Here is a 15,587-nt window from a genome sequence, read left to right on the forward strand (position 1 = left end):
CTCCCCCCAATAATGAGTACCCTCCATCGTCACATTTTTGTGCTGTACCCGTTTGCGTAATGTAACTATCTGGTTAACAATGAGATCAGGTCTGACCTGTTGTGCGCGTGCTTAATTTCTCTGTCGAACAGGAGCGTTTATGAACGAGGTGTTACCACTGACAACCCGTCGTGGCGATCGCGTGGCGATTGTTAACGGGTTACGTACCCCATTTGCCCGTCAGGCAACGGCATATCACGGCGTGCCCGCTATGGATTTGGGGAAAATGGTGGTGAGTGAACTACTCATACGTACCGGAGTGGATCCTGAAATGGTGGAGCAACTGGTATTCGGCCAAGTGGTCCAAATGCCGGAGGCGCCCAATATTGCCAGAGAAATTGTGCTGGGCACGGGCATGAGCGTCCATACCGATGCTTACAGCGTCTCGCGCGCTTGCGCCACCAGCTTTCAGGCCGTGGCCAATATTGCCGAGGGCATTATGGTCGGAACGATTGACGTGGGGATTGCCGGAGGGGCGGATTCTTCTTCCGTGCTGCCAATTGGCGTGAGCAAGAAATTTGCCAGAACGCTGTTGGATTTGAGCAAAGCCCGTACGTTGAGCCAGCGCCTCAAACTGTTGATCCGATTGCGTCCCGGAGATTTGCTGCCTGTCGCGCCTCCCGTCGCTGAGTATTCCACCGGATTGCGAATGGGCGATACCGCTGAGCAAATGGCGAAAACCTATGGTATCACGCGTGAGGAACAGGATGCGCTGGCGCATCGCTCGCATCGTCTGGCTGCACGAGCCTGGGAAGAGGGGAAGCTGTTTGACGAGGTCATGACCGCCTACGTTCCTCCCTACCAGCAGGCGCTGCGTGAAGACAACAATGTTCGTCACGACTCGGCGCCAGAGCATTATGCACGACTACGGCCCGCCTTCGATCGCCGGCATGGCAGCGTAACCGCCGCTAACAGTACGCCTTTGACTGACGGGGCCGCCGCAATTTTGATGATGAGTGAATCCAAAGCCAAAAGTTTGGGGATCGCGCCGCTGGGGTATCTGCGCAGTTACGCGTTTAGCGCCATTGATGTGTGGCAGGATATGCTGCTGGGGCCGGCGTATGCCTCTCCCCTTGCGTTGGAGCGAGCAGGAATTACGCTGGCCGATCTGACGCTGATCGATATGCATGAGGCGTTTGCTGCTCAAACGCTGGCAAACCTGAAGATGTTTGCCAGCGAGGCGTTTGCACGTAATAAACTGGGACGACATTCGCCGTTGGGCGAAGTGGATATGGAGAAATTCAATGTACTTGGCGGCTCTATTGCCTATGGGCATCCGTTTGCGGCGACCGGCGCCCGGATGATTACCCAGACATTGAATGAATTGCGTCGACGTGGCGGCGGATTGGGACTGACCACGGCCTGTGCTGCGGGCGGACTGGGCGCCGCTATGGTTCTGGAGGTGACACCATGATCGACAAACCATCTTTATCCGCTGCATCTGCGGAAAACTCGGCTTTTTCTCTGACTATTCGACCGGACAACATCGGTATTGTCACGATCGATGTGCCGGGAGAAAAGGTGAATACGCTGAAGAGTGAGTTTGCCGGGCAGATCACGCATGTCTTTGAACAAGCTCAGCAGCATGCGGCGCTCAGAGGGCTGATTTTGATTTCCGCCAAACCCGATTCGTTTATTGCCGGGGCGGATATTGCCATGCTGGATAAATGTACCAGCGCCGGGCAGGCCGAAAGTCTGGCCAGGCAGGGACAGGAAATCTTTGCCCGCTTTTCATCATTCCCTTTCCCGGTGGTTGCTGCGATTCATGGCGCCTGTCTGGGCGGCGGGTTAGAACTGGCGCTGGCCTGCGATCATCGGGTGTGCTCGCTGGATGACAAAACCATGCTCGGTCTGCCAGAGGTACAACTGGGCTTGTTACCCGGTTCCGGTGGTACGCAACGCCTGCCCCGTCTGATCGGGGTGGATAAGGCATTGGATATGATTCTGACCGGGCGACGTATCGGCGCGCGTCAGGCATTGAACATGGGATTGGTTGACGACGCGGTGCCCCACAGCATTTTGCTGCAAGCGGCGACGGAACTGATCAAAAAAGGAAAACGAAAAGTACAAACGCTGGGATGGCGCGCCCGTCTATTGGGGAGTCCAGGGGTTCGACGGGTGCTGTTTAAAATTGTTAAAACTAAAACGCGAGCGAAAACATACGGTAATTATCCGGCCGCCGATCGAATCATTCAGGTGATTCGCCGCGGCATGGAAAAAGGGATTGAGGAGGGTTACCGCCAGGAAGCCAGAGCATTTGGCAAACTGGTGATGACGCCAGAGTCCGCCGCGTTGCGTCACCTGTTTTTTGCCTCGACGTCCCTGAAAAAAGAATCTGGCTCTGCGGCCGGGGCCGGACCGCTTCATCGGGTAGGGATTCTGGGTGGCGGACTGATGGGGGGCGGCATCGCCAGCGTGACCGCAGTTCGCGGTGCGTTGCCGGTTCGGATTAAAGATATCAACGAGCAGGGGATTAACCATGCCCTGAAATATAGCTGGCAGTTGCTCACCAAACGGGTACAGCGTAAGCGGATGAAACCGGCAGAGCGACAGCGGGTGATGACGTTGATTTCCGGCAGCACCGATTACCGGGGGTTTGAATTCGTCGATATCGTCATTGAAGCGGTGTTTGAAGAATTGTCCCTGAAGCAGAAAATGGTTGCTGAGATTGAACAGCATGCGGCGCCGCATACGGTCTTTGCCTCTAACACGTCGTCATTGCCCATCCATCAGATTGCTGCGCAGGCCCATCGTCCGCAGCAGGTGATTGGTTTACATTACTTTAGCCCGGTGGAAAAAATGCCGCTGGTTGAGGTGATCCCCCATGCGCAAACCAGCGCGGAAACGATCGCCACGACGGTGTCACTGGCAAAAAAACAGGGTAAAACGGCCATTGTCGTTGCTGACCGCGCGGGGTTTTATGTTAACCGTATTCTGGCTCCCTACATTAACGAAGCGGCCTATTGCCTGCTGGAGGGTGAACCGGTTGAGTCCATTGATGATGCGCTGGTGCGTTTCGGTTTTCCTGTCGGCCCGCTGACCTTGCTGGATGAGGTCGGTATTGATGTCGCGACCAAGATTGTTCCGGTATTGAGCGAGGAACTGGGTGAGCGTTTTAAATCGCCACCGACGTTTGATGCCATCCTGAAGGATGGCCGTAAAGGCCGTAAAAATGCGAAAGGTTTTTATCGGTATAGCGAGAAACGTCGTTTCTGGCCTTCGAGAAGAGAGGTGGACAGCACGATTTACGCTCTGCTGGATGTCACGCCGAAAGCCCATATTGATCCCGCGTTGATTAGTCAGCGCTGTGTCATGATGATGTTGAATGAAGCGGCGCGTTGTCTGGATGAAAAGGTCGTTCAGTGCGCTCGTGACGGCGATATTGGGGCGGTTTTTGGCATTGGTTTCCCTCCTTTCCTGGGCGGACCGTTTCATTATATGGATCGTCTTGGTATGGAAACGGTGGTGAAAACCTTGCAGGTGTTGCAACAACAATCCGGTGAGCGCTTCGCACCCTGTGAGCGTTTGCTGACCATGCGCGACAATCAGCAGCGGTTCTACCCGGCCTCGGTCGATAACGCCGCGTGCGAATCCGCAGCCGGGCCGGAGGATGCCGACCGGATTAGTTGATCGTCACGGTGACAGTAACCGTATCGGTGTAGCTCCCTTCCGGTTTGTTGGCCTGGCTGGCATTTATCCGGGCGGTGTAAGGGATCGTTTGCGCCAGCCCGGTTCCGGTTCCTGCATAGTCGTCGTTTTCCGTCCAGGCTACGTTGCCGGTGCGGTAGAGCTGATATTGCAGATAATAGGACGTATCGCCTGCCGCGGCGGTCATGCGGCGCCAGTTGGCATCCTCCGGATGCGTACTGGTCAGCTTCACGGTATACGCGCCCAGATTGGTGCAACGAACGCCCAGACTGTTGGTGACTTCAGGAAAGTCGGCCGGCAACGCCGCCGCGCCAAAGCTGATGTTCGGCGCGCTGGTGATCTGACAGTCATTGGTGATATTCATGGTGATACTCAGCGTTGAGGTGATGGAACCGATATCCTGAAAACAGAGGCCACCTATCCCCAACGCGCAAAGGCTGTAATCCCAATTGATCGTGACCACATCGGTGTAGGTGCCAGCGGCGACGTTGTTGCCCACGCTGGTACGAATATAGATAGGCATGGTGCCGTCGGCGGAGTTGAACAGGCCTAATATTCCCAGAAAGGTTGTCTGACTCCAGGTATAGCTGGAACCAATGTTATACAGCGTGCCGCAGCCGGAATCCATGCACAGACTATAGGGAACATAATCGCTGCTGGCGCCGCGCCGCATTCGCATGCTGGTGCCGCTGGAGTTGGCGTCACCCGCGATAGTGGCGGTGATGGTATTGGTGCCGGCGATGCTTAAAACGCTGCCACTGCACCGGAATCCGCTGCCGGAGGTCACGATCTGCGGCGCGCCCCCGCTCTCGATTGGCCCGACGACCGACGACGCATACGGCCCCAGCGTGGTCGAGCTGGAGGGCGCTGAACAGTCGGCAAAACTGCCGTGTGCCGCGAACAACGCGAAGACAAATGTCAGACGCTGTAACCACGCTTTTCTTTGCATACTGTTATCCTTTGGGCTCTACCTGACACGCCAGCGGCCCGATCGTCGCCATTATTGTCTGGGTTTCCGGCAGAGAGAATTCCACCTGACAAATTTGCCCGTCCGCTTGCTGAAACCGCAGGCGGTTAAACGTGCGCAGGTGAGAGAAATAGGTTAACCCTTCATGACCACTGAAGGTGGTGTTGCCGCTGAAAGTATCAGTGACCGTAGTACCGATGGCGGGAGGCTGGCCTGTGGTATCGCGTAAAGCGATATTGGCCGCCAGCACCTGATGAAGCGGGAAGGTCACCACGATACCGCTGCCTTCCCTGACCGAAACGCGGTCTTCTATCTGCGGCGTGTCCACGTTGGCGGGCAAAGCCAATGAATCGATTTCGATTTTCGCCGGATAGTTTGAGGTGACCCACGGCACCAGCAGATGACCGCGCCTGTCGGTGACGCCCACTAACTGGTTCTCATATTTTACCGGCACCCCTTCATAGCCTTCGGTATCGACCACCAGAAAGGCGTCATTGATTCGATTGCTGGGGAACAGGCTGCCGTTCATGTAGATCAGCGCGCCGCTGAGTTCTCCCCATCGAGTCGTGTTTCCTTCATTGCCGTACACGCCCCCTTGAAGCAGGTTGTAAGGCCCGCGCCAGCTCAGCGCGCCCTGATAATATGGCTCCCGGCCAGCGGCATAGGCGGCATTCCAGCCGAAACCGCCGTCGGTCGGGGTCGAGCGGGTGATGCCGAGACGCGGTGAGTAATCGTTTCGGGTGTTGCGCTGTAAGCTGGCGTTGATCGTATCGTTTGAGCCAAACGGTATAACAAACTGCAACTGTGCACTGTAATCGTTGTCGCCCAATGTTTTATTGAGGGCGAGATAAACGGAACTGCCTTGCCATAACTGTCGGGTGTAGGAGACGTTCAGCAACTGGGTTCGCGAGCCGTCAAATGCCTGGATATCGAAATAGCCGATGCCGGCCGTACCGTTTCCTTTGCCAAACAGCTGGCTGCTCAAGGTTGCCTGATTGCTCTGCCGGCTAAGCAGGCGGCTATTATATAGGGTGGTGAGATCGCGGTAGGCGGCATCGCGTTTTGCATGCTGTAGATTCAGGCCAAATGGCTGAGTGTAATAGGAGTAGCCGAGGGTATATTGATGACCCACTGCCGCTTTTTCACTCTGGCTGTAAGAGGAACTGACGGTACCCCAACGGCCGACGGTGAAATCTGCCCCTGCGCCCAGCAGGAACAGATCGTTTACCGCCTCCGTGTGGGTTGACAGCGTCAGCCAGTTTGTCAGGCCGTAGCGATAAATTCCGCTGACGACGGGGTCGGATGCGTAGGCCTCATTCCTGAAACCATAGTCCCGACGCAGTACGCCGACGGACAGATCAAAATCACTCAATCCGGCGCGCAATAAGGTATTGGATACGTAAAAAGGCACGGTCGTGGAGATTTGTCTGCCCTGAGCATCGGTGGTGATCACCGTGGCTTCGCCCGCGCCGTTGAGATAAGGGGTATTGGTGAGTGTAAACGGCCCCGGATTTAGCGTCGAACTGCCCGCTTTATAACCATTAATAAACAAATCCAACGTGCTGGGTACTGCCGCCGACCCGCTGTATTGTATTAACGGGTAGGTGACGATGTCGGGTCTGATGGCAAAGTTGCGGCTGAAGCGTACTCCTCCCATACGAACGGAATTACTCCAGGTCAGCGAGTCGCTGATCAAATCGCCCACCTGATAGGTCAGCATCCTTTCACTGTCGCTATAGCGCCAATAGGTATCAAAACGTCGATAGCCCTGCCGCTGACTGGCCCCGCGGTTTCCCGTCGAAAAATTATAAATGCCGGTATTGGTTACCATGCCGTAGTCGCTGAAAAAACGCTGTTCCAACAGGGTGTTCAAGGTATCCGTACTTCCTGAGGGCGCCGCATAGTAAGCGTTATAGTTCAATAACAGGCCTGGGCTGCTGCGGGGGGGAAGGCGTTGGGTGCCGGTGCCGACCCCTGCCACTTCCTGCGCCGGCAGCCAGTCGGGCGGGACGTTCAACTTTAACTGCTGTTGGCTGGGATCGTATTCTACCGTCACCTCCGGCAGCGCATTAACGTTAATCAGCCCTGACGGTTGTGCTGGCACTTTGACCCTGTTTTGGCGCAGTACGACGGCATCAACATAATAGCTGCCGCTTCGGTAGGTTACCGGCACCACATTGTTGTCGCTCTGCCCGTTAACCGTAATGGTCAAATAGTAGATCGCTTCATTAATCGCCGGTTTACCGCGGGGCGGAGCCGGTAAATCGGTAAATTCTTCCGCCGCCAGCAGCGCGGAATGAAAAAATAGCGTGATAATAGCGCTCCACAGTATCAGGGAGGCGGTATCGGCATATTTTCGTGTATAGAGAACAAGCTTTATCATAGACCTGCTACTGGACAGATATTATTCACGTTTAATCAAAACAGGTTCGGCGATGTCCGAGAGCTGGGTAAAAAGCTGGAGAGCGGAACCCGGGGGCGATACGCCCTGCGGTAGCGGCCAGCGCATTTCCTGACCGGGCAATACGTAGCCCAGAAAGCCGCTATTGATCTGAATTTTGCCTGCGTTGTTCGTTTGGGATGATGCCCAGAAAACGTTGCTCAGCCGGGCGCTGACAATGCCTCGATTGCGCACGTACAGGTAGGGTTTTCCGGAAACATGGGCGACTTTCCAGTACAAGTCGGGCAGTGTGGGGTCACGGGTGGCGCGTTTTTTATCGGGTCTTACCTGCGTCCATATGCCTTTGCCGTCAATAAACAAGGGCAGCAGATAGCGCATCTGAAACTGTAGCCCCATTTTCGGCGCCTCTTGCGCATTGTTATAAGGTTCGGCAATTTCATCAATAATGAGCCGGTACGATTGTTGGCTGTTAACGGGCGCAGGCGTCGTGCGTATCAGTCGTATCATGTGCCGTTTGCCGGGTTCCAGCGTGGTGAATGGTGGTGTGGCGATCACCTCTTTTTGTTCGGCGTAGCGATCTTTAAAATCGATTTGTTTCCATGCCATGATGCGAATTTGCAGCGCAACAGGTTTTCTTCCTTTATTTTCCAGCCATAGAGCCGAACTGTTTTCGTCGGATTCGATGACCTGATAAATCGGCCAGACCAGCAGACTGTTAGCGGCGAAAGTCGATGCGCACATGATGCCGAGAGTTAGTGTAATCAATTGAAAAACAACAACTATATTTATTTTCATGTGACTACCATGCATATTCTAATAGGTTAGGCTGACCGTTATGCTATCGGTGTATTGCCCGGCTGGTGGATAGGGCGACGCACCGAAGTATCGTGCGTAGACGGTGTAGGTTTGCGTGGCGCTGGGAAAGGATGAGATATTCAGTGCTGACGCATCGGTTCCCCACACCTGTGTACGGGCGGCATCGCGGTAGAGCTGATAGGGCAGTGAATGCGTCCCCGCCGTATTCATGACGTAACGCTGTGCGCTGTTTCCGCCGTGCAGGCCATAGTCCATCTCCACTGTCACCGTGATGCCTGGCGTGCAGGTGATGACAATGGAACCATTACCCGCGGTGCTGGCCACATCAACATTGCTGGCTGCCGCACTTTGCGTACCGAAATTAATGGTTCCCATAGTGGATTGGCTGCTGTTGACGCCACTACCGAACGCGCACCCTTTTTGAATGCTGGCGTTCACGGTAAACGAACTGCTCACCGTTAAGGCGAATAACGGTGAGGTCAGAAGCGCAAAAAATGAAAACCATGCCGACTGAATACGCATCCAGAGTACCTGTGCTTAAGAGGGATGCTGATTGGTTGAATCGATTACCATTCCACTGTCGCCGCCACGGTATCGGTATAGGTCCCCGCCGCTGGTGATATCACGGTCTGATCCGCAGGCAGGATCCGGGCGTGAATGGGGATTGATTGCGGTATTCCGGTTGAGGTAAGCGGGATCCCGGTCGTGTCATTCAACGGAATTTCGTTGGATCTGGCCGAATCCGTGTAGAGACGATAGGGGATATTGTAGGTGCCGGTGCTGGGGGCCAGCGTGCGCAGCGTGCCGGAGTCATTCGCGCCCGCGCCGATACGCACGGTAACCGGCGTACCTGTTGAACAGGTTACCGTCAGGCCGCTACCGGCGGTACTGGTGACATCGGCGTCAATGTTGTCGGCCAGACTGTCATGCGATCCGAAGTCCAATGTTCCCCAGGTGGAGCCTGCCCCAGCGCCGTTATCAACCGTACAGGCCGATGTAATGGTCAAGGTGACGCCGATATTGCCATTGATGGTGGCCGCGCCAGCTACAGACGAAACACCCAACGTAAGTAAGGCAACCAAAGAGGAAAGTATCGTGCTCTTCGCGTTCATAGCGATTCCTTTATATTGATATTGCATTTATTTCACCAATGAAAAAACGATTTTCGAAATTCATATTGCCGATATCGCATACGGTTCAATTGGTTTATTTTGCTGCTTTTAATAAGCGTAATAACTATTTCTATTATCACTTATAAATAAGCTAACCGGTCACCAACTGAACCTGGCTAAAATTATCGTATCTGTCTTCATTTTGTCGCGCTGGTCAGGCGTGAATTCTCCAGTCGCCTTATTTTTGCGTTACTGGCGTCGATAATTAATCCTATTCCCGCGTGTTGGAGTCCATTCGATATGTCATATTTTAAGATGCTTTTACCTGGTGAGTTATAAAGGTAAATAAAAGGACTGACGGATAACGTTATCCCCTTGTCTTCGCTTGTCTTTGTCCCGTGCGGTGGATTGTCCGTGTATTATGATTTGAGTAAAGAAAATTAGCAGACGATTGAAAAAATACATGTCTTATTCCATCTGTTTTTAAATTTCGTGTCTTTATCAATAAATCATAATCGCAGCTATCATTTATATTTTTTTGGATTTCCTGTTATATCCGTTAGTCTGCAATTTGCCGGTGGCTTTATTAGCACGAATATCGTCGTTTCAATTTCAGGAACGATATTTTGCTATCGCTCATTGCTTCTTTAAATTTACCGGGTGCAAGTTAATTCGTTAAATTTAAAGATAGAGGCTGTGTTGAAATTTAACAACGCGATAAAATTATTATGTGATAAAAAAGTTATAATCTACACAAAGGGAAAGTTTTATGCTTTTTTGTATCAAATTTTTCGTGTTTTGTAGTGTTTTAATTCATAAAAAATGGATTTTTTGCTATGAGATTGATTCCCCTTTATACGTACTGTGGATGCGCCAACCATAAGTGAGGTAAAAACGCGTTTTACTTAGTGATTAAATTTACAGCTGGAATCTGCGATAATAGGTTTCTATCGTAGTCTGATATCGTATCGGTTTAAGCCGTTTTTACAATTCAACTTATTGTTTTGTAAAATTTTTTAATTGCAGTGTATTCGTCAACATAGCGGTGTGATATGCAAGTTTTGATAATGCGTCACGGTGATGCTGTACCTGACGCCGCCAGTGATGCGCTACGGCCGCTCAGCGTTCGTGGCTGTGATGAATCGCGTCAAATGGCGTTTTGGTTGAACGAGCAGCAAATAGACATTGATCGTGTCCTGGTAAGCCCTTATTTACGCGCGCAGCAAACGCTGGAAGTGGTGCAGGCCATCCTGCCTTTGCCTGAAGAAAATGACTGCTTAACCGAACTGACGCCGGGCGGCGATGCGCAGTTGGTCAGCTATTATCTGCAAACGCTGGCGAAAGAGGGGACGAACGCGGTGCTGGTGGTGTCGCATCTTCCGATGGTGGGCTATCTGGTGGCGTCGCTATGTCCGGGAGAAACCGCGCCGATGTTTGCCACATCCGCGATTGCCTGCGTCACTATCGAAACGCAATCGGGCGACGGGGCGCTGGATTGGCAGATCGGCCCGGCGCAATTAACGCTGAAGTCTTGAGCGTTCCGAGAGGCGCGCCGCGCGCCTCTGGTTCCTGACGATATCTTATCCAAGACCGGGCGCTTCCAACGCAACCAGCACCAGTAACGCCGCATCGCCGCCAAACTCCTTGGGGGCCTGATGAAAAGCCAGCACGTCCGGATGTTGCGCCAGCCATAACGGGGTTTGCTGCTTAAGAATATGTTTGCCATGACCGTGCATGACGCAGGCGCAGTAAACATGTTCCCGGCGACAGGCCGCCAGCAGGGCGCCCAGCTCCTGTTTGGCCTGCAACTGGGTCAGCCCATGTAAATCCAGAAACAGTTCAGGAGAGTAATCCCCTCTGCGTAGTTTCTTCAGTTCGTAATGACTGGCGCCGGGACGCACGTAGCGTGTCGGGCCTTCACTTTCCAACTGCGGCTGAAATTCGTCTGAAAAGTAAAAGCTGGCGTCGACCTGTTCCTGTAAGCGTCGTTTGGCTGGCAGTTCGCCAACCTTTTTGCGGCGTGGCTTATGGGTATAAGTATCCTGGCGCAATTTTTTAGTCCCGGCGATCGACGAGCGAAAAAGCTGCAATTCGTCGTCACTCAGTGAATATTTATTACTCATCGGTCGTTCACCCTGCATCAACATCCGGCCAGTTTACCCTGTCTCTGTTCCGCCGCTAAATAAAAGTCGGGATAACCGTTAGTTCTACCGGTTATATCTGCTGATTTGTCGCGGGCTTCATGGCAAACTAAGCGCCAATTTTCTATTCCGATGTGTCTGCGGAGGCAACCTTGGACAAAATTTTCGTCGATGAAGCCGTCAGCGATCTCCATACCATTCAGGATATGTTGCGCTGGGCTGTCAGTCGGTTTAACGCAGCCAACGTCTATTACGGTCACGGTACGGATAATCCCTGGGACGAAGCGGTTCAACTGGTATTGCCCAGCTTGTTTCTGCCGCTCGACATTCCGGAGGATATGTATACTTCCCGTCTGACGTCCAGCGAGCGTCATCGCATCGTCGAGCGCGTCATCCGCCGGGTCAATGAGCGTATCCCGGTCGCGTATCTGACCAATAAAGCCTGGTTCTGCGGCCTGGAATTTTATGTTGATGAGCGGGTCCTGGTGCCTCGCTCGCCTATCGGCGAGCTGATCAGCGATTATTTCGGCGACCTGCTGCCAAAAGCGCCGAACCATATTCTGGATATGTGTACCGGCAGCGGTTGTATTGCCATCGCCTGCGCACAGGCGTTCCCGGAAGCCGAGGTTGATGCGGTGGATGTTTCCAGCGACGCGCTGGCGGTGACCGAACAGAATATTCAGCAGCATGGCGTGGAATACCGCGTTACCCCGATTCGTTCCGATTTGTTTCGTGAATTGCCAGCCATCCAGTATGACCTGATTGTGACCAATCCTCCTTACGTCGATGAAGAGGATATGTCGGACCTGCCGCAGGAATTCCGCTATGAGCCTGAACTGGGGTTAGCGGCTGGCAGCGACGGTTTGACGCTGGTACGACGTATCCTGGCCTGTGCGCCGGATTACCTCAGCGATGATGGCGTACTGATTTGCGAAGTCGGCAACAGCATGGTGCACCTGATTGATCAATACCCGGATATTCCTTTCACCTGGCTGGAGTTTGAAAACGGTGGGGACGGGGTATTTATGCTGACCAGGGCGCAGTTGATTGACTGCAACGCGCATTTCCACATTTATCGAAATTAACCCTATACGCATACGCTAAGGAGTTGTGATGGCAGGAAACAGTATTGGACAGTTTTTCCGCGTCACCACATTTGGTGAGTCCCACGGCATTGCTCTGGGATGTATTGTTGACGGCGTACCGCCGGGGATCCCACTGACAGAAGCCGATCTGCAACTCGATCTGGATCGCCGTCGTCCGGGGACGTCCCGCTACACGACCCAACGTCGTGAGCCCGATCAGGTTCGCATTCTGTCCGGCGTGTTTGAAGGGGTGACCACCGGCACCAGCATCGGTTTACTGATTGAAAATACCGATCAGCGTTCGCAGGATTACAGCGCCATTAAAGATGTGTTCCGGCCCGGTCATGCCGACTATACCTATGAGCAAAAATACGGCCTGCGAGATTATCGCGGCGGCGGTCGCTCGTCTGCGCGTGAAACCGCAATGCGCGTGGCTGCGGGGGCCATTGCCAAAAAATATCTGCAACAGCAATACGGCGTAAAAATTCGCGGTTATCTGTCGCAGATCGGTGATGTCACGTGCGAACTCAAGGACTGGGATCAGGTTGAGCAAAATCCCTTTTTCTGTCCGGATGTCGATAAGCTGGAAGCGCTGGATGAACTGATGCGCGGGCTCAAAAAAGAGGGAGATTCTATCGGGGCGAAAGTCAGCGTGGTTGCAGAGTCTGTCCCCGCTGGATTGGGCGAACCCGTATTCGACCGACTGGATGCCGATTTGGCCCACGCGCTGATGAGTATTAATGCGGTAAAAGGCGTTGAGATAGGCGACGGTTTTGCCGTGGTGACGAAGCGTGGCAGCGAGAACCGTGATGAAATCACGCCGGAAGGTTTCCAGAGCAACCATGCGGGCGGCATTTTGGGCGGCATCAGCAGCGGACAGCATATTGTCGCGCATCTGGCGCTTAAACCGACATCCAGCATCATGGTGCCCGGCAAGACGATTAATCGTCAGGGGGAAGCGACGGAAATGGTTACGCGTGGACGTCACGACCCGTGCGTTGGGATTCGTGCAGTGCCGATTGCCGAAGCGATGATGGCGATTGTTCTAATGGATCACCTGCTGCGTCAGCGTGCGCAGTGTGGCGATGTGGTGAGTCAGGTTCCCCGTTGGTAGAAAATCATGAGAAAAGGGTTTATTGGGGCTCTCGTATTAGTATTCAGTGCGCCATTGTTGACAACACCATTGTTGACAAAAATGGCGTGGGCGAAAACTCCCTGGCAGGAAATGACGCACCCGGTTGCGGGTACGCCGCAGGCCATAGGCGGTTTTTCCAATGGTTGCATTATCGGCGCGCAGCCGCTGCCGTTGCAGTCGCCGGATTATCAGGTGATGCGTGTCGATCAGCGACGTTATTACGGCCACCCCGATTTGCTGGCGTTTATTCATCGCCTGAGCGCGCAGGTGAAACGCCGCACTGCCGCCAATGTGTTGGTCGGCGATATGGGGATGCCGGTTGGCGGACGGTTCAGTAGCGGTCATGCCAGCCATCAGTCCGGTCTGGATGTGGATATCTGGCTGCAATTGCCGAAACAGCGCTGGAGCCAGCAGCAACTGCTGAAGCCGCAACCGATTGATCTGGTGACGGCAAATGGCCGTCAGGTTAATCCGCGAGTCTGGCAGCCAGAGATAACCACGCTGGTGAAGCTGGCCGCGCAGGATAGCGACGTCACGCGTATTTTTGTTAACCCGGCGATTAAAAAACAACTATGTACTGACGCGGGCCACGATCGCGACTGGCTGCGGAAGGTTCGCCCCTGGTTCGGACATCGCGCGCATATGCATGTTCGCCTGCGCTGCCCGGCAGACAGTCTGGAGTGTCAGGAACAAGATCCGCCGCCAGCGGGGGATGGGTGTGGCGCTGAGTTGACCAGTTGGTTCCAGCCCAAAAAACCGGCCGGCGAGCCTCCGGTGAAAACCTCTCCACCCCCTTTGCCTCCGTCTTGTCAGGCATTGGTTGACAGACATTTTGCTGCGGAATAACTCATGGACTGGTTTGTCGTAGGGCCCGAAATGTTGGGCATTCTGTTCTTCGTCGCCGTGTTGGCCGGGTTTATTGATTCCATCGCCGGCGGCGGCGGTTTACTGTGCGTACCCGCTTTACTTGCTGTGGGGCTGTCGCCCGCACAGGCGCTGGCGACGAACAAGCTGCAATCCATGGGCGGTTCCTTCTCCGCCAGCCTGTACTTTATTCGTCGCCGGGCGGTGAACCTCGGGGAGCAGAAACTGGCCATTGCGCTGACTTTTCTGGGATCGACGTTTGGGGCCTGGATGATTCAGCAGATTCACGCCGATTTCCTGCGGCAGTTGCTGCCCGTGTTGATCATCGGTATTGGACTTTATTTTCTGTTGTCGCCCAAAATTGGCGATGAAGATCGGCAGCGTCGCCTTTCCGGTCTGCCTTTTGCTGTTGTCGCGGGTGGCTGTGTCGGGTTTTATGACGGTTTTTTTGGACCCGGCGCCGGATCTTTTTATGCGCTGGCGTTTGTCACCCTGAGTGGCTTTAATCTGGCAAAGGCGACGGCACATGCCAAGATCCTCAATTTCACTTCGAATTTCGGCGGTCTGTTGTTTTTTATGCTCGGCGGAAAAGTGGTGTGGGGACTGGGCGCGGTGATGCTGGCGGGCCAGTTTATTGGCGCGCGTCTCGGCGCCAAAATGGTGCTGAGTAAAGGCCAGAAGCTGATCCGGCCCATGCTGGTGATGGTTTCTGGCGTCATGAGCTGCAAACTGATTTATGACAGTCACGGCGCGGAAATTGGCGTCTGGCTGGGGCAATTTTTCTGATGACGATGAATAATACGATGGATACTCATCACTACCAGCAACTGATCGATATCTTCGACGGCTGTTTCAGCCGTGAATACAATACGCGCTTGATTAAAGGTGACGATGAACCGATCTACCTGCCTGCCGATGAACAGGTGCCGTATCACCGGATTGTTTTTGCCCACGGTTTTTACGCCAGCGCGTTGCACGAGATTTCCCACTGGTGTGTCGCGGGGGCGCAGCGCCGTTTGCTGGTTGATTTCGGCTACTGGTATTGTCCTGATGGGCGGGATGCCGCCACACAGAGCCAGTTTGAGGTGGTGGAAATCAAACCACAGGCATTTGAATGGCTGTTCTGCGTTGCGGCGGGTTTTCCGTTTAACGTCAGCTGTGACAATCTGAACGGCGACAGTGAACCGGATCGCATTGATTTCCAACGGCGTGTGTATGCGCAAGTCATGACGTATCTGGATCAGGGGATTCCCCCACGCCCTGCGCGCTTTATTAACGCGTTACAATCGTTTTACAATACGCCGCCGCTGACGGCAGAACGCTTTCCGTATCCAGCCGATCTCTGCTGAATATGAAAGGAACAGATTAACCGAGGGTAA

At 53.8% G+C, this 15,587-nt stretch carries 14 protein-coding genes; 8 read left to right on the forward strand and 6 right to left on the reverse strand.

The genetic code is table 11. The annotated features are described in order from the left end of the window. The first annotated feature begins 139 nt into the window (after positions 1-139). On the forward strand, positions 140-1,453 hold the full coding sequence (gene fadI, locus B4923_RS17180; RefSeq protein WP_109055594.1) for an acetyl-CoA C-acyltransferase FadI: 1,314 nt from the start codon (positions 140-142) through the stop codon (positions 1,451-1,453). After that, positions 1,450-3,669 carry a fatty acid oxidation complex subunit alpha FadJ gene (gene fadJ / locus B4923_RS17185; RefSeq protein WP_109055595.1) on the forward strand — a complete coding sequence of 740 codons (2,220 nt, stop codon included), beginning with the start codon at positions 1,450-1,452 and terminating at the stop codon, positions 3,667-3,669. Before fadI ends, fadJ begins: the two co-directional genes overlap by 4 nt. Here fadJ and B4923_RS17190 read toward each other — a convergent pair. The 5 genes from B4923_RS17190 to B4923_RS17210 are packed head-to-tail and all read right to left on the reverse strand — an operon-like array spanning position 3,662 to position 8,983. Then, positions 3,662-4,636, reverse strand: a complete 975-nt coding sequence (locus B4923_RS17190) for a Csu type fimbrial protein (protein WP_109055596.1) — start codon at positions 4,634-4,636, stop codon at positions 3,662-3,664. The genes fadJ and B4923_RS17190 overlap by 8 nt on opposite strands. Positions 4,637-4,640: 4 nt before the next feature. Next, on the reverse strand, positions 4,641-7,037 hold the full coding sequence (locus B4923_RS17195; RefSeq protein ID WP_109055597.1) for a fimbria/pilus outer membrane usher protein: 2,397 nt from the start codon (positions 7,035-7,037) through the stop codon (positions 4,641-4,643). Between the two features lie 21 nt (positions 7,038-7,058). Beyond that, positions 7,059-7,850: a fimbrial biogenesis chaperone gene (locus B4923_RS17200; RefSeq protein ID WP_245929652.1), complete on the reverse strand. Its 792-nt coding sequence runs from the start codon at positions 7,848-7,850 to the stop codon at positions 7,059-7,061. Between the two features lie 18 nt (positions 7,851-7,868). After that, positions 7,869-8,393, reverse strand: coding sequence for a Csu type fimbrial protein (locus B4923_RS17205; protein ID WP_109055598.1), 525 nt, complete (start codon positions 8,391-8,393; stop codon positions 7,869-7,871). A gap of 44 nt (positions 8,394-8,437) precedes the next feature. After that, positions 8,438-8,983, reverse strand: a complete 546-nt coding sequence (locus B4923_RS17210) for a Csu type fimbrial protein (RefSeq protein WP_109055599.1) — start codon at positions 8,981-8,983, stop codon at positions 8,438-8,440. Positions 8,984-10,035: 1,052 nt separating this feature from the next. Here B4923_RS17210 and sixA point away from each other — a divergent pair. After that, entirely contained in the window at positions 10,036-10,518 is a 483-nt protein-coding gene (sixA, locus tag B4923_RS17215; RefSeq protein WP_109055600.1) for a phosphohistidine phosphatase SixA, read from the forward strand. A gap of 45 nt (positions 10,519-10,563) precedes the next feature. On the opposite strand, the gene smrB is transcribed toward sixA, so the two are convergent. Continuing rightward, on the reverse strand, positions 10,564-11,106 hold the full coding sequence (gene smrB, locus B4923_RS17220; RefSeq protein WP_109055681.1) for an endonuclease SmrB: 543 nt from the start codon (positions 11,104-11,106) through the stop codon (positions 10,564-10,566). A 170-nt stretch (positions 11,107-11,276) separates the two neighbouring features. On the opposite strand from smrB, the gene prmB reads away from it, so the two are divergent. The 5 genes from prmB to B4923_RS17245 are packed head-to-tail and all read left to right on the forward strand — an operon-like array spanning position 11,277 to position 15,557. Continuing rightward, complete coding sequence (gene prmB, locus B4923_RS17225) at positions 11,277-12,209, forward strand: 50S ribosomal protein L3 N(5)-glutamine methyltransferase (protein WP_109055601.1); 933 nt, start codon at positions 11,277-11,279, stop codon at positions 12,207-12,209. 28 nt (positions 12,210-12,237) lie between these two features. After that, complete coding sequence (gene aroC / locus B4923_RS17230) at positions 12,238-13,323, forward strand: chorismate synthase (protein WP_109055602.1); 1,086 nt, start codon at positions 12,238-12,240, stop codon at positions 13,321-13,323. Positions 13,324-13,329: 6 nt separating this feature from the next. Further along, positions 13,330-14,190, forward strand: coding sequence for a penicillin-insensitive murein endopeptidase (mepA, locus tag B4923_RS17235; RefSeq protein ID WP_170116082.1), 861 nt, complete (start codon positions 13,330-13,332; stop codon positions 14,188-14,190). 3 nt (positions 14,191-14,193) lie between these two features. Then, the gene (locus tag B4923_RS17240; protein WP_109055604.1) at positions 14,194-14,994 is read left to right on the forward strand and encodes a sulfite exporter TauE/SafE family protein; all 801 of its coding nucleotides are present in this window, start codon (positions 14,194-14,196) and stop codon (positions 14,992-14,994) included. Continuing rightward, the gene (locus tag B4923_RS17245; RefSeq protein ID WP_425428647.1) at positions 14,994-15,557 is read left to right on the forward strand and encodes an elongation factor P hydroxylase; all 564 of its coding nucleotides are present in this window, start codon (positions 14,994-14,996) and stop codon (positions 15,555-15,557) included. Before B4923_RS17240 ends, B4923_RS17245 begins: the two co-directional genes overlap by 1 nt. Positions 15,558-15,587: the final 30 nt, after the last annotated feature.

It is taken from the genome of Brenneria roseae subsp. americana, from assembly GCF_003115815.1.
GTDB lineage: Bacteria > Pseudomonadota > Gammaproteobacteria > Enterobacterales > Enterobacteriaceae > Brenneria > Brenneria roseae.

Bases quoted from the DNA above. Each gene is read 5' to 3' on its own strand.
- fadI (WP_109055594.1), top strand. From the start codon at position 140: ATGAACGAGGTGTTACCACTGACAACCCGTCGTGGCGATCGCGTGGCG.
- B4923_RS17200 (WP_245929652.1), bottom strand. From the start codon at position 7,850: ATGAAAATAAATATAGTTGTTGTTTTTCAATTGATTACACTAACTCTC.
- B4923_RS17195 (WP_109055597.1), bottom strand. From the start codon at position 7,037: ATGATAAAGCTTGTTCTCTATACACGAAAATATGCCGATACCGCCTCC.
- B4923_RS17210 (WP_109055599.1), bottom strand. From the start codon at position 8,983: ATGAACGCGAAGAGCACGATACTTTCCTCTTTGGTTGCCTTACTTACG.
- B4923_RS17240 (WP_109055604.1), top strand. From the start codon at position 14,194: ATGGACTGGTTTGTCGTAGGGCCCGAAATGTTGGGCATTCTGTTCTTC.
- B4923_RS17190 (WP_109055596.1), bottom strand. From the start codon at position 4,636: ATGCAAAGAAAAGCGTGGTTACAGCGTCTGACATTTGTCTTCGCGTTG.
- mepA (WP_170116082.1), top strand. From the start codon at position 13,330: ATGAGAAAAGGGTTTATTGGGGCTCTCGTATTAGTATTCAGTGCGCCA.
- aroC (WP_109055602.1), top strand. From the start codon at position 12,238: ATGGCAGGAAACAGTATTGGACAGTTTTTCCGCGTCACCACATTTGGT.
- B4923_RS17245 (WP_425428647.1), top strand. From the start codon at position 14,994: ATGACGATGAATAATACGATGGATACTCATCACTACCAGCAACTGATC.
- smrB (WP_109055681.1), bottom strand. From the start codon at position 11,106: ATGAGTAATAAATATTCACTGAGTGACGACGAATTGCAGCTTTTTCGC.
- B4923_RS17205 (WP_109055598.1), bottom strand. From the start codon at position 8,393: ATGCGTATTCAGTCGGCATGGTTTTCATTTTTTGCGCTTCTGACCTCA.
- fadJ (WP_109055595.1), top strand. From the start codon at position 1,450: ATGATCGACAAACCATCTTTATCCGCTGCATCTGCGGAAAACTCGGCT.
- sixA (WP_109055600.1), top strand. From the start codon at position 10,036: ATGCAAGTTTTGATAATGCGTCACGGTGATGCTGTACCTGACGCCGCC.